Source organism: Candidatus Hydrogenedentota bacterium, from assembly GCA_016791475.1.
Lineage (GTDB): Bacteria > Hydrogenedentota > Hydrogenedentia > Hydrogenedentales > JAEUWI01 > JAEUWI01.
Genome location: JAEUWI010000013.1, coordinates 11,029 through 25,050, shown reverse-complemented (window position 1 = coordinate 25,050; position 14,022 = coordinate 11,029). Strand labels below are relative to the sequence as shown.

Genomic DNA, 14,022 nt, shown 5'->3' with positions numbered 1-14,022 from the left:
TTGTTATCGCGCGAGCAATTGTTGCGCGAGGGTAATGCTTACGCCGATGAGATTGGCCACGAGCAGGAGCACACCCCGCGCGAGGGTCGTCTCCAGACTGCCGACGCGCTCTTTGACTTCGCGGATGTCTTCCCGCACGTTGCTCATTTGTACGGCGTGCAGCGGCTCATAGGGGCATCCGCAGATTGGTTTTTCCATGGGAAAGATCCTTATAGATTCGCCGCAGCGAATGTACGTAGTGGACAGGGTGGATGGAGTAAATGCGCCGAGGCGAGTCGAGAGCGTGCGCGCTACGAAGGGACGGCGCTACTCTTGCGCCCAAAGCTTTTTGCTTTCGAGTTCGATGGGCTGGTGAAAGCTTTCCCGCGCCGCTTCGAGCGCTTCGACCAGCGGGGCATCGCGGCCTTCGCGGACGAAGCCGGTGCCCTGGGAACCGGAGGACACGACGGAGCCTTCGGCGACTTCGAGCACACCGTGCATGATGAAGTGACAGGCTTGGTCGCCGTAGGTTCTACCGGGCACGTGATCGCAGGTGCGCAAGTCTTTGCCGCAGACCGAGCACTCGGGCATGCGGAAAGAAAAGCCGATGGAAGTCTCGCGGTAGACGCCGCCTTCGATGTTCAGAATGAAGTCCTGATTGTCCGCGGTGCGGAGCACGTAGACCTCGGGGCGCACGGAAACGACCTCGCCCTCACGATGCAACGAGGAGCGGAAGAAGCGCCCGCGCGGGAGGGTGCCGCGGAGGTCGTGGCGCTCCATGAGGGGTCGTCCCGGCACGAGTTCATTGATGCGCTCCAGCTCTTCTTCGGGGAAGCGGCTGAAGTGGCGGTCGATCTGGTTGTTGCAGAGATCGAGGGTGAAAGCCGCGTATTCTTCCGGCGCGAGGGCGCGGAGCGCATAGCGGTTGACGGCGGCGTCGCGGTCGTCGGAGTTTTCGACGGCCTGCGCCGCGCGGATGGCGACTAGACGGCCCGCCTGGCGGAAGATGAAGGGCTCGAGGGCAGTTGATCCGCCGAAGGCGGAACAGTTGACAGTTGACAGCGGGGAAGAGGACATGGGGGTGCTCCAGGTTGGTGGCGATGGGTTGTGGGTCTTGTGGGACGGATGGGTCTTATGGGTCTTATGGGTCTTATGGGTCGTATGGGTCGTATGGGTCGTATGGGTCGTATGGGTCGTATGGAATCGGAGGTAAACGAAAATATAGACGGAGAGAACTAGCGAGGTGCGCGCAGCTGTCAACTGTCAACTGTTCCGCCTTCGGCGGATTACCTGCTCAACGCCGCTCTTACTTGCTCGTCGTCCAGCAGGCCTGCTTCTTTCAAGCGGAGCACGTTGCCGATTTCCTTTTCGCGGGCCTGGGCTTCTTTGAGTACGTCCACGGTGCGGTTGGTGCGCATGTTGACTTTGGCGGTGGCTTCGCCCCACATGAGGGCGAGCTCGAAGTTGTAGAGTCGCTCGAGAAGTTTCTGGACGCTGCGATTGACGCCTTCGACCTGCCTGTTGATGATCTCGAACTGGGCGGTGCCGTAGGTTTCGGTGGTGCCGTAGTTGCGCCCCAGCAGGATGGGCATGAGATGCATGCCGGTGATGACCTGTTCTTCGATGGCCTTGTGGTTGTCATAGAAAACCTGGGCATGCTGATCGCCGCGCAGCATGGAAATCTTCACGTTGTCGTAGGTGACGAGATTCTGGTCGGCTTCGATGCCCGCGAGCTTGTCGCGGAGGGAATTCAGGTTGGCGCGCATGCGTTCCTGGAAGGCTTCAACGCTTTCGCCGCGCGCGCGGTCTTCACCGGCATACTGCACGTGGAGCTTGCTCCAGCCCGCGTTGTGGGTGGCCTTGGCCATATCCTCGATCAGGCGCTGCTGAATCTTAACGACGAAGGGAATGGAGCGCAGCATGGAGCGGCCATAGGGGTTGGTGCCTTCGCGGTCCATGCCCACATAGATGAAACGGTCCATGGGCAGCTTGACGGCTTTCCCGTCGAGGACTTGCCATGCCTGAAGCCTTCCGCCTTCGCGGGTGAAGCGGAGGGTCCAGACGTCGACGGGTACGACGTCGAACACGGACTCGCGGCTCTGGGAGAGTACAATCTCCACGGCGGCGGCACCATAGGTGAAGAGGGAGGTGTAGAAGATGTCGAGCAGGCCCTCCATGCCGCGATCGCCGCTGTTTACGCGGGCGTCGAGTTCCGCGATGAGTCGCTGCGCGCGGGTGCGCGCGGCCTCCGAACTGGTGTGAAGATAGTCCACGTCCCATCCGGTCTGGCAAAGGCGCTTCCAGGTCCAGATCGCATCGGAAATATCGGGGATGGCGTCGCGGAGAAATCGATAGACTTGCAACATGGCGAAGGGGGTTTCGCCGGGCAAGCCGAGATAGCCGCCGAGGTGCGCACCCAATCCACCCGGATCCGCCGATCGGCTGACGGTCTTAAAGAGACCCGCTGGTGCTTGCGGAGCGGGCTTCTCGACGCGCCGCCGGTGAATTCCAAACCATTGATTCCATCGACCCATATTGACTGGCCTCCCATCCTTCCTGGTTACCGGGCCGTGAGCGCCCGCCATTAACAGGGATCGGACGTTCACCCGAGTTCCGGGGAAAAGCTTTAGTCTCAGGGACTTGGAACAACGTCGCAGGGTGGCCTCCGCCGATCGCGGGAGGCCCCTGCATTTGGTCTGGACCTCTGGTATACTTGGAGTGATCCGGTCCTTCGACCGGAGCCTGACGCGAGACCGATGCGCCAGGCCTGCCTGTCGGGGCGGCCCCGGTAGGTCCACTATGGGTCGGGAGGATTACGGGCCATGGCGCCAGCAAACAGCGGCTACATACTGGTGGTTGACGATGCGGCGTTCATGCGCCGGATGATCGCCGGTATCGTTCGCGCGTTGGGCTATGACGTGCTGGATGCGCCGGACGGCGCGAACGCGATCAAGACGATGAAGCAGGATCCGCCGAGCCTTGTGGTTCTCGATTTGCTGATGCCCCAGATGTCGGGTTTCGAAGTGTGCGAGTGGATCCGGTCCAATCCCGCGACGGCCCATATTCCGGTGATCGTCTGTACGGCGGATCAGGAGCGGAAGCATCTTGCGCTGGCGATCAAGGCGGGGGCGAGTGATATCCTGTGCAAGCCGGTAACGAAGGCGAGCCTTCAAGAGCGGCTGAACAAGCACCTTCACTCCACGGGCGCTTCATCCTGAGGGGCCGGGGGCGTCTGTTCCGTTGCCGCTTCTTTTCGCAGCCGTATCCCGGTGGGGGTGACGCTGACGACGGTGATGGCTTCGCGCGGGCCTTCGGCGGGGAGCACGAAGGCGGTCCCCCCCCAGGGCACGGTGGCCCCCAGCCCCGGGGCGACCGAGCCGGCGATGAGCGCGTTGAGGGGATCGTCCACGAAGAGGGCCATCTGGGCATGGAGATCCCAACCGAGCCCGAATTCAGCCGCAACCCCGATACTCCAGCGGGCCGCGCGCAGGGCGCGCCGCAGTAGATGGGCCTCGCCCAGGAATTCCGCGGCCCGTGGATCTTCCGCGGGCAGTCCGGCGCCGAGAAAGAGAAATCCGTCGCGCCCGAAGGGTGCGCCGTAGATCGGACTGCCGAATTGCGCGCGGAACGCCCCGCCGCGAAGATCGCTTTGATGGGGGCAGAGATAAACCGGGGCTTCGATACCGGCGAGCAGGGCCTCCAACGCCTGGTAGTCTTCTCCGGCGCCCCGCGGGGTCAGGGGCCCGATTATAAGGGCCGCCGCCACCTGGGCTTCCGCCAGGCGCGCGGGCAGGTCGCCGGGCAATGGAGATTCTCCGGCGGCGCCTTCAGCGGGCAATGCGCCCCGGACAACGGCGATGTCGTATTCTTCCGGCGTATCGGCCAGGATGTGCACCGCGCCTTTTCGGATGCTGGTTCCGCCGGGGCTGACGAGTTGGAGGCCATAGCGACCGGGGGCGATCGCCTCGGGGATTGCGGCGCGGCCCCGATGGATGGCTCCGGGGGCCTTGAACCAGTTGGCATTGAGTGGTATGAGGCGGCCTTCCCGTTCGAGGCTGAGTGCGCCCTCTTCGCGCGCACCGACTTCTAGCAGGCCCTTGGGTGCGGTGACGGCGGGCCTTCCGAGGCGGGGCCACTCGATGGCCTCGGACGCGCCTGCCGCGGCCGCGAGGAGCGCGATGGCAAAGACCGCGATTGTGGAGAATCTGTCTTTCATTTGCGTTCCGGTCGCCATGCGGGCGCGGCTTTGGGCCCGCCTGTCGTTGTAATCGGTTTCCATTCATTTCCCGCGACGCCCGCGCGATAGATCTCGGCCTGGCCGCCGCGATCCGAGACAAAAGCGATGGCCCGACTGTCGGTCGACCAGGCGGGCGACCAGCAGTTGGCCACGGGATCGACCGCGAGGGGCGTGACGTGTGCGGTATCGGTATAGACGTTGTAGATGCCCCGGGTCCCGCCGCGAAAGGACTCAAAGGCGAGATTGTCTCCATCGGGGGACCAAACGGGGTTCCAGTCGGCGGCGCGATGGTTGGAGACGTTTACGATGCCTCGCTTGCCGACGAGTACCATGATTTCGCGGTCGCCGCCTTCGTTGGATTCGAAAGCGATGCGGGTGGTCTGGCCGACTTCCTCCAGGGGGAAGGCGCCGAACTCCGGGGCGTCGGCCGACGCCGGGCCATGGGTCTGTTTGCGCCAGTTGGGGGTGACCCCCCAGACAGTCGCGCCGCGGGCCGCGCGATCCTTGTCCGCGACGGCGAGCCAGGGCAGCACTTCGCTTCGGGACACGAGTACGAGGTCGGTGCGGATAACGGGTCGATCGCCCGCGCTGTCGGGCAGGAGGCGAATGGCCAGGAAGGCCTCCGGGGTTATCTCGGCCTCGATCTGCTCCACCTCCATGCGGGCCTCGGAGCGAAAGCGCGGAACGTCCACGCCGTCGACTTTGAGGGGCGTTTCGGGGCTCAGGAAGAGCATGAGGTCATTGAAGGGCATCCAGACCTGCGCGACGATGCCGACGGCGCCATTGCCCCAGGGGGTGTCTTCGCCGCTGTTCAGATCGAGGACGCGGACCTGGCCCGGGGTTCCGGGGGCCGGCGCGCTGCCGTAGATCAGTCGGGCGCTGTCGGTGGCCCAGGCGGGCGAAGTACGCCAGGCTCCGGAACCTGCGAGGCGTCCGCCGGAGCCGTCGGCCCGCACGACGTGAATGCCCCGTCCTTCTGGGATGGCGGTTTCAAAGGCGAGCCACTCGCCATCGGGCGACCAGTGGGGGGGGCCATCCTGCGTGCCGGGGCCGACCTGGCGTGCTTCTCCCCCATCGGCGGCCACAACAAACACGGCCCCGCCCTCTCCCGCGGCGCAATCGACATAAGCGACTTCAGGGGTCTGGGTCAGGGTACCCGCGAGGGCACAGAAGAGGGCGACTAACTGCATGGGGCCACCTGGGGCAAGCTCGTGTTCCTTGTTGGGGCTTTGGGGTGTGCGGCCGGAGCCTTGAAAAGCAATCGCCGTGTGACCTGAGTCACACGGCGATTGCGTGGATAGTGTACTTAGCGGCGGTCTATCGGTGCAACGCCTTGTTTACCACCACCTGGATGTCGGAGGCGTTCACCTGGCCGTCGCGGTTGGCATCGGGGTTGACGGAGACCGCTTTTTCCTGGATGCGCAAGACGGCATTCACCACGATCTGTACGTCGAGGGCGTTGATCTTGCCGTCGCCGTTCACATCGGTCACCTGGATCAACTGATCGGCGCCGAGGTAGGTGTAGCCGTTGTGCAGGATGCCGGGGCCCGCGATGGTGTTCACCACCACGTCGACGGCACCGGACGCGTGCAGCGGCGTGGTGACTTCCAACTCGCCCGCGCTGAGGGCCCGCACACTGGTGGCGGGTACGCCGCCGAAGGTGACGGAGATAGGCGCGGACAACCGGGAACCCGAAATACGCACGAGCTCACCGCCGGAAACGCCGCCCACGGGAGGCGTGACGGAGACAATCTCGGGGATGCCGGAGATCGTCATGCGGGGCGAGTAGGTGATATTGCCGGAGATGCCGGAGAGGGTCACGGGGACCACGCCGAAGTACCAGACGTCGCCGCCGCGGGTTGCCTGGGGAGAAACCTGAATGCGGTTGGTCAGGCTGGTCACGACCTGGTCGTTGCGGTACCAGTAGATCACGGAGTTGCCTTCATCGAAGAGGCTGACCACGTCGGTCTGCTGGGCGTGGGTATACTCATAGGCCGCGAGGAGCGAACTTTCATCGGCCACGGCGCGGTCTTCACCGGGATCTTCGCCGGGCTCGCCGGTGATCACCTGGAGATTGACGGCCTGGGGCAGCAGGACCACGGAACCCACCTGCACGACGATATCCTGATAGGCGGTCTGATCGCCGTTGGCGGCAATCACGCGGACGAGGTAGGTTCCCTCGTCGGCGACCGCGGTCTGCCAGTAGAACTTTCCGGTGCCGTCGCCGTTGTCCGCGAAGGGCACGCCGCCGGGACCGTCCCAGGTGGCGGAGAGGAGGGCCGGAGTCGCGGCGCCGACCGGCCCCGAGGTGGCGACATCGAAGACGGCCAGTTCGCCAGCGTCGACGACGACCGCGGGAACGGGGTCAATGCTGAGCAGTTCGTTTTCAGCGGGGAGCTCGGTGAAGTCGGTGAGCCCGCCGACACTGATAATGTCGGGGAAGAGCTCCGCCGGGTCGACGGGGACGCCTCGGCCATCGGAGAGACCGATGATTGCGCGGGTGGCGACGGCGTCGAGGTACGTGATGCGGATAAGACCGCTGAAGTACATTTCCACCTGGACGGTGCTGGTGGAGCCGATGGAGTTCGGGGAGAGGAAATTGAACTGGGGCACGTTTTCGTAGGTCAGTACGAAGCGGTCGTCGAGGAGTCGATACCACATGGAACCGCCCGCGTAGGACGCGATGCGGTCGCCGAAGATGCCCGAACCGGCAAAGAAGTAGGACAGGCGCGGAATGGCGAAGTGGGATTCGAGACTCGGGTAGTTCAGGGTATCGTCGAGGCCGATGCCCTGGAAGGCGATATAACCGTTGGACGCCGCAAAGATCTGGGAGTAGGGCTGTCCGAAGAAGGGTACCCGGTGTGCGCCGAGCCCGATGAGGACGCCGGAGTCCTGGGGGGTCGTGATGTCGCGGGCGCGGCCCTCGCTGTCTTCGCGCGCCACGGGCAGTGCGAAGGCGTTGGGGACGTAGGTGGCTTCGTAGTTGTTGAAGTTGCCCTGGCCGTTGGTCGGGCGCCCGACGGGGGTAAAGATGATCTGGCTGAATGAGAGATCAACGGCGTTGCGGCCGGTGAAATCGAGGTCGCTGCCGAAGGACTCGGTGAGGGCGTCGCTCGCGGCAACCCCGGCGGTTGCGAGGGTGGAGACCACCTGTGGAAGGCCGCTGGAGAGGTCGGCAATGACGCTGTAGTAGTAGGTATCCCCGGCGACGACGGCGCGGTCAAGATACTGGCTGAGCGTGCCGCGGGCCAATTCTTCGCCGTCGTTGAGGTCCGTGGGGAAGTGGGTGGGGTTGCGCACCAGGACCACTTCGGTAAACAGGCTGGAATCCGGGTTGCTCCAACTGAGGGCGATCACGGGGTTACCGGAGGTGTCCTCGGTGGACTGTGCGCGAAGGTTGCGCAGGCCGCTTTCCTGGAGGAAGGCGGGAACAATTTCTACGGCGTATCCCGCGTTGGAGATATTGAGACGCTCCTCGAAGGACAGGCCGAGCTCCACGGCGGAGGCGCCGAGGGCCAGGAAGAGGTCGTCGTAGTCCGCGGCCGGGGTGAGGAGAAACTGTGTGCCGAAGAAGAGGTCGGCGGCGAGGGAAACGCCCAGCCCCTCGACCGTGTATCCGTTGAACGTGTCGCCATCCGTGAGCAGGTAGCAGAGTTTGTTGCCGATACCGCTGTTGATGTGGACGCCGCCGTTGTCGAAGAAGCTGTTGGGGTTCACCAGCAGCGGGCTGCCGAGGCGGTCCGGGTGGCCTTTGATGGTGGGGTCTTTCATATTCCGAAGACCGGGAATAACGGGGTCGAGCCCGAAGAGGAGAAGGATATAGGGGTCGAGTTCCTCGCCGACGATCCAACGGTTGGCCGGGGTGTCATTGAGACTGTTGTTGGTGATGTCGACCCACTCGCCCCACATGTCGGAGAAGGACTCGTTGATGGCGCCGGAGTAGCCGGCGTAAATCAGGTCGGAGGTGGACTGGGTCACGCCGTGGGTGAGCTCGTGGGCCACCACGTCGTCCAGGGTGAAGCCGGTGCCGAAGAGCATTTCGTTGATATCGCCGGTGCCTTCATCGAGGCTGCCGGGAGCCAGGGAGCACCCCCAGCACGCGTTCAGGAAAGGCACGTTGACGGTGGCGACAATGGGGGAACCGTTGCCGTCGAAGCTGTCGTAGCTGTGCTCGCCGAAGTAGAACTCGTGGGTGTCGCCGAGGTAGTCGTAGGTATCGTCGACGGCGGGAACTCCGGTGTCGCCGTCGCCCTCGACGCGCGCGGGCGTGGCGGGCAGAATGAAGGAGCCATCGGCATCAAAGATACGGCGGTCGAGCGCATGCTCAAGCTTGGAGTAGTAGAAGGCGACCTGGCCGGTGTGGGCATCGACGAGGACGACATTGTCCACTGCTTCGGGGCCGGAGGCCACGATGCGTAGATTCCAGACGAGGCGGGTCTGGCCGTCAAGTCCGAGTACGGAGGGGCGGAAGATCTGCAGGGTGGCTTCGCCCAGGCCCTGAAAATCGGCCGCGCTGAAGGCCGTGGTCTGATCGGAGAAATACTTGGCCGCGTTGGCGAGGGCCTGGCCGCTGGAAACGGTGGGCGCGAGGCTGATGCTGCCATCATCCAGCGCGCGGGTGTCGCGCATGATATCGCTCATTATATTGCGGATACCGTTGTCCTGGCCGACCTGGACGACCACCTGGCCGCCGAAGACGGGGAGGTCGCCGTAGAACTGGTCGAGCCGAACGAAGCTGGAGGTGCTCCGGCCGAGTTCGGTGCGGGACTTGAAGGTGGTGGCGGTGCTGAGAACGCCGAAGGCCTTGCCATGGTCCTGCAGGAAGGTTTCGGCGAGACCTTTCGCGCCGGCGGCTTTGCCGTCTTCGCGCGCGATGAAGCGACCTCCGGGAGGGGCGCCGAGGAATCGGATAAAGCCTTCCTCGGTTTCGTGGACCACCGGTGCTTCGGTGGCGTTGGGCGCGTCGAGAACTTCGAGCACGCCGCCAACAGCGCCCTCTTCGACGACCAGCGGCTCGGCCTGCGCCGTTCCCATGCCGGATAGCACCACCCAAAGGAGGGAACAGCACCCCGCAACCACACCGCGCAAAGCAGGCCGCCGCCCACTCGGCTCAGGAGCAGCACATCCCGTCAATGCTCCAGCCCTAAGTCCTCGCATATCTACAATCTCCTTTAAAAGCTTCCAGAATACAGGGGTGGTCCTGTAATCATTGCACCCGGCAACGGGTCATCATTTCGTGCCACTTGCCGCAACCGTCGGCTCTCCCGGCCCGGCCGGCAGGGTGGTCTCCCCGCGCTCCACGCATCGACACCGAATCGTCTCGCCATCTGACAAGAGATACCGGTTAACACAGAATATTTTCCATCGTACTATTTTTTACCTTAACCCTTCTACACCAATACGATACGATAAGTCAAGGAAAACCTTCGACGCATAGGGTATATTACAATAAATCTGCGAATACTGACCTGGATCTCCAGCAATTACCGGGGCTGGATGGCCGGTAGCGGGTCTTTGGGGGTCGGGTGGCCCTGCCAGAACGGGCGGTGTGTGTTTCGGGGCGTGCTTTTTCAACGCCGGGCCCCGAAGTGCCCCTCCATGTCCCGGAGTAGCTCCATCATGAGGCGGGAATTGGCCTCGTGGGAGATTTGCTGGTAGGCGCGGACGAGGTTGCCGAGTACGCGGATAACGATGGCCTCGACGGAGGCGGTCTCGTCCACGATGGACTCGGCGGCGTCTTTCGACGGGCCCTGCATTTTCAAGAAGGACTCGCGGTCCATCATGCGACCGCCGTTGAAGCAGTCTACAAGCATGAGGCGGTGCCGGAGCATGACACGGGCGTAGAAATGGGTGGGCCAGTTGCAGCCGCCGATCTGGAAGCCCAGGCGGCGCCCGACGAGCATGTAGACGCAGGCAAGGCTGATGGGCAGACCGCGCCGGGCCTCGACGACGTAGATCAGGTTGCTGTTGTGGGGGTGGTAGTAATTGGAGCGATCCCCCTCCAGGCCCTTTTCCTTGAAGAGGAAGCGGGCGAGGGTTTCTTCGTCCATGGTTCCGCCCCGGCGACGGAATTCATCGGCGAGGCTGTCGAGCAGGGGGCCCAGCGCGGGTTCGTAGCCGATCCCGTTTTGAAACTCGGCGATGAGGGCGAGGGCGGCCTCAAGGCGATCAAGGGGATCGCCTTCGGTCTGGGCGAGCCAGGCGTCCCAGGAGGCGCGGAGAACCTGGCGGCCGTGGCTGGCGATAAGCATACGGATCTGGTCGAGGGCGGCCTCATTCGGGGGGGCGGCGAGCCGGGCGAGGTCGTGCATGAGGGCGGGGCCGTAGGCCGAAAATTCCCGGGCGAGGGCTTCCTGCACAACCGGGGATCGATCATCCAGCAGTTGAAGCAGATACGACAGTTGTTCGCTTTTCACCATGTCGCGGTTTCCTCGGGCGCAGCTTGGGTGAGACCCGCCCTGACGCAATTGTACACAGCGGGACGGCCCAGACCCAAACGGGACGCGAGGGCGCGCAAAACCCGTGGGCGGGGCCTCAGTAGCCGTGGCGGGCGATGGCGGCGGCGACGCCGCTCAGATAGCTCGGGCCGAAGAGGCGCACGTGGACAAGGAGGGGATAGAGATTGTAGAGGTCGCGCCGGACTTCGAAGAAGCCGGGCTCTGTGGGTCGAAGGGCGTTGTAGGCCTCGAAGAAGGCGGGGCCGAAGGTGCCGAAGAGGGTGGTGAAGGCGAGCTCTACTTCGGGGTGCCCATAGTACACGGCGGGGTCGAGAAATGCGGTAATGCGATGATTTTCCGCGAGGACGTTGGTGGTCCACACGTCGCCATGGAGCAAGGACGGATGGGGCGGCTCGGCGATGAACTTTTCGAGGTCGGCGGCGAAGCGCTCGATGCGGGCAAGGAGCGGTGCGGGCAGGTGGCCTTCACGGTGGGCGAGGCGGGCCATGTGGAGGAGGCGGTGCTCGCGGAAGAACTCAATCCACGACGACGTGAGGGGGTTGGGCTGGTGGAGTCCGCCGATGAGGGTGTCGCGCTCCAGGCCGCAGTCGGGCGCGGCAACGCTGTGGAGGGCGGCGAGCAATTCCGCGGCGTGGACCTGCCCCCGTGCGCTGAAGTGGCTGTCGCCGGGCTCGAAGGTCATGACGAGGGCTTTGGGCTCGCTCCAGAGCACCTCGGGCACGGGCAGGGCGCTGTGTTCGCGGAGGTAGCGCAGCATGTAGCCTTCGATATCGAGCCGAGGCGCCTTGCCGCGATCCACCTTGGCCACGACGCGCCTGCCGTCGGCCAGTTCGAGCCGGGAGACTTCACCGATGCAGCCGCCGCTGAGGGGTCGCGCGGCGGTGATGGCCGAACCGAGTTCACGGACGACGATCTCGTGGAGGAAGTCGGCCATGGCTCAGGCGAGGGCCCGATCGCGGAGGATGGCCTGGAGGAGTCCCTTCGCGCTGGCCTCGGCGATGCGAAAGACGTTTTCGAAGCCCTGGGCACCGCCGTAGTAGGGATCGGGCACTTCGGCGATGCCGAGCTGGGGCGCGAAGGAAGTGAAGAGGGCGAGGCGGCCCTGAAGCTTTTCGGGGCAGCGCTTCTTCAACTCTTTCAGGTTGGCGTAGTCCATGGCGAGAATGTAGTGAAAGCGGGTGAAGTCGGCGTCGACCACGGCGCGGGAGCGCTGGTTGCTCAGGTCGACGCCATGGCGCAGGGCCTCCTTCATGGATCGGGCATCGGGCAGCTCGCCCTGGTGCCAGCCGCTGGTGCCCGCGGAGTCGATGAAGAAGGTGTCGGCGAGCCCTTCCCGCTCGACAAGTTGGCGGAATACACCCTCGGCGGTAGGCGAGCGGCAGATATTGCCGAGACAGACAAAAAGGACGTTTATTTTCGACAAGGCTGGCTCCTGGGGAGAATTATGAATTAGGCATTGGGAATTGGGAATTACGAATCAAGTGGCGGATCGGGCCGTTATTATTGCAGAAAAATCATGCTGGATGATAGAGTTCGCCTTTAGATCGAGCCTGGGAGACGAACGTGGAATCGTTGAATGCCTTTCGCGCCGCGGTGGCGCGTTATACCCTGTTGCTGGCCTTTGCCGGGGCGGCGGCGGCATGGCCGGTTGATCCGAACATCGCCAAGGGCCTCCTGCTGGGGGGCTTCGCGGGCGTGGTCGGCTTCTGGATCACGGCGCGGAACATGAGCGTGCTTACGACGCCGGGCGCGGAGAAGCTGGAGTTGTACGCCTTCAAGTGGGCGCTGATCCGGCTGGGCTGCTATGGCGCGGCGATTTCGCTGGCGTGGACCTTTGATCGGACCACTTATCACGGTTTGATCGCGACCGTTCTGGGTATTCTGCTGGTCCAAGTCGTGATGATAGGCTATGGTCTCCTGCGGCGAGGCGGAAGCGCGGAGTAAGCGCCCGCAGTCATGCCGCGCGGGGCGGTCGGCACGATTCCGAGGGTGCGCCGATTGTCGCCGAATAACCTCGGGCCTATCGTTGTACTTCGCCCCGGACACTTTTGTAGACTGGGCGCATTGACCTATCATGTATAAACCCTGGGGAGAACGCTGCCATGGGTATCTGGGATAAAATCACCGGCGAGCTGGTGGACATCATCGAATGGCTGGACCCGACGAGCGACACCATGGTCCACCGCTTCGAGCGGCACGGCAACGAGATCAAGCACGGTGCAAAGCTGACGGTGCGCGAGGGCCAGGTGGCGGTCTTTATCAACGAGGGCAAGATAGCGGACGTGTTCAATCCCGGCATGTACACGCTGAACACCCAGAACCTCCCCATCATCTCCACGCTCCAGAGCTGGCGTCATGGCTTTGAGAGCCCCTTCAAGGCCGAGGTTTACTTCATCAGCACGCGCCGTTTCACCGATCTGAAGTGGGGCACGAAGAACCCCATCATGCTGCGCGACGCCGAATTTGGACCCATGCGCCTGCGGATGTTTGGCACCTATTGCATGCGCGTCATCAATCCGGTGGCCTTCGTTAAAGAGATCGTGGGCACGGATGGCCAGTTTACCAAGGAAGAAATCACCGAGCAGCTTCGCAACATTATCGTGGCGCGCTTTTCGGATTTGGTGGCGGAGAGCAAGATCCCCGCGCTGGACCTGGCGTCGAACTACGACGAACTCGGCAAGTTCGCCTCGGAGCGGCTCCACGACGACTTTGAAGCCTACGGCCTCGACGTGACCAATTTGCTGGTGGAAAATGTCTCGCTACCGCCGGAAGTGGAAGCGGCGCTGGACAAGCGCACGAGCATGGGCGTCATCGGCAACTTGCAGCAATACACCCAATTCCAGGCGGCCAACGCGATGGAAGCCGCAGCGAAGAATCCGGGAGGCGACGCAAGCGGTGGCATGGGGATGGGCATGGGCTTCGCCATGGCCAACCAGATGGCGAACAGCTTTGGACAGCAGCAGCCACAGGGCGCACCCGCGGGACCGCCGCCGATTCCGGGCCAGACCAATTATTTTGTGGCCGTGAATGGCCAGCAGACGGGTCCTTTCGCCGTCGCGCTGCTGAAGCAACAGGCCCAGCAGGGCGCACTAACGGCGGAAACGCTGGTCTGGGCCCAGGGCATGGCCAGTTGGGTGGCCGCCGGACAGGTGCCGGAACTGGCCGGGATTTTCCAGCAGGGACCGCCGCCGTTGCCGGAGTGATGGGGAAGAAATGGGTCTTATGGGTCTTATGGGTCTTATGGGTCTTATGGGTCTTATGAGTCTTATGAGTCTTATGAGTCTTATGAGTCTTATGAGTCTTATGAGTCTTATGAGTCTTATGAGTCTTATGAGTCTTATGAGTCTT

The 14,022-nt window shown here is 63.4% G+C and carries 12 protein-coding genes; 3 read left to right on the top strand and 9 right to left on the bottom strand.

Features of this window, described 5'->3' with window-relative positions:
- Positions 1-3: 3 nt before the first annotated feature.
- The 3 genes from JNK74_08920 to JNK74_08910 form a co-directional block, all read right to left on the bottom strand.
- Entirely contained in the window at positions 4-198 is a 195-nt protein-coding gene (locus tag JNK74_08920; GenBank protein ID MBL7646294.1) for a hypothetical protein, read from the bottom strand.
- A gap of 108 nt (positions 199-306) precedes the next feature.
- Positions 307-1,056: a hypothetical protein gene (locus tag JNK74_08915; GenBank protein ID MBL7646293.1), complete on the bottom strand. Its 750-nt coding sequence runs from the start codon at positions 1,054-1,056 to the stop codon at positions 307-309.
- A gap of 209 nt (positions 1,057-1,265) precedes the next feature.
- Positions 1,266-2,513, bottom strand: coding sequence for a hypothetical protein (locus JNK74_08910; GenBank protein MBL7646292.1), 1,248 nt, complete (start codon positions 2,511-2,513; stop codon positions 1,266-1,268).
- A gap of 288 nt (positions 2,514-2,801) precedes the next feature.
- Here JNK74_08910 and JNK74_08905 point away from each other — a divergent pair, with 288 nt between their 5' ends.
- The gene (locus tag JNK74_08905; protein MBL7646291.1) at positions 2,802-3,197 is read left to right on the top strand and encodes a response regulator; all 396 of its coding nucleotides are present in this window, start codon (positions 2,802-2,804) and stop codon (positions 3,195-3,197) included.
- Here the strand turns inward: JNK74_08905 and JNK74_08900 are convergent.
- From JNK74_08900 to JNK74_08875, 6 genes are all read right to left on the bottom strand, one after another.
- Positions 3,173-4,195, bottom strand: coding sequence for a hypothetical protein (locus JNK74_08900; GenBank protein MBL7646290.1), 1,023 nt, complete (start codon positions 4,193-4,195; stop codon positions 3,173-3,175). The two genes, JNK74_08905 and JNK74_08900, sit on opposite strands and share 25 nt — an antisense overlap.
- Entirely contained in the window at positions 4,192-5,406 is a 1,215-nt protein-coding gene (locus tag JNK74_08895) for a PD40 domain-containing protein (GenBank protein ID MBL7646289.1), read from the bottom strand. Before JNK74_08895 ends, JNK74_08900 begins: the two co-directional genes overlap by 4 nt.
- A 127-nt stretch (positions 5,407-5,533) precedes the next feature.
- Positions 5,534-9,250 (bottom strand): M4 family metallopeptidase, encoded by a 3,717-nt coding sequence (locus JNK74_08890; protein ID MBL7646288.1) that lies wholly within the window; start codon positions 9,248-9,250, stop codon positions 5,534-5,536.
- Between the two features lie 536 nt (positions 9,251-9,786).
- Positions 9,787-10,635 (bottom strand): transglutaminase family protein, encoded by an 849-nt coding sequence (locus JNK74_08885; GenBank protein ID MBL7646287.1) that lies wholly within the window; start codon positions 10,633-10,635, stop codon positions 9,787-9,789.
- Between the two features lie 115 nt (positions 10,636-10,750).
- Positions 10,751-11,608, bottom strand: a complete 858-nt coding sequence (locus tag JNK74_08880; GenBank protein MBL7646286.1) for a fructosamine kinase family protein — start codon at positions 11,606-11,608, stop codon at positions 10,751-10,753.
- A 3-nt stretch (positions 11,609-11,611) separates the two neighbouring features.
- Entirely contained in the window at positions 11,612-12,097 is a 486-nt protein-coding gene (locus JNK74_08875; protein ID MBL7646285.1) for a low molecular weight phosphotyrosine protein phosphatase, read from the bottom strand.
- A gap of 140 nt (positions 12,098-12,237) precedes the next feature.
- Between JNK74_08875 and JNK74_08870 the strand changes: the two genes are divergently transcribed.
- Together JNK74_08870 and JNK74_08865 are read left to right on the top strand one after the other, a co-directional pair.
- The gene (locus JNK74_08870; GenBank protein ID MBL7646284.1) at positions 12,238-12,618 is read left to right on the top strand and encodes an ATP synthase subunit I; all 381 of its coding nucleotides are present in this window, start codon (positions 12,238-12,240) and stop codon (positions 12,616-12,618) included.
- Between the two features lie 158 nt (positions 12,619-12,776).
- On the top strand, positions 12,777-13,877 hold the full coding sequence (locus tag JNK74_08865; GenBank protein ID MBL7646283.1) for an SPFH domain-containing protein: 1,101 nt from the start codon (positions 12,777-12,779) through the stop codon (positions 13,875-13,877).
- Positions 13,878-14,022 lie beyond the last annotated feature (145 nt).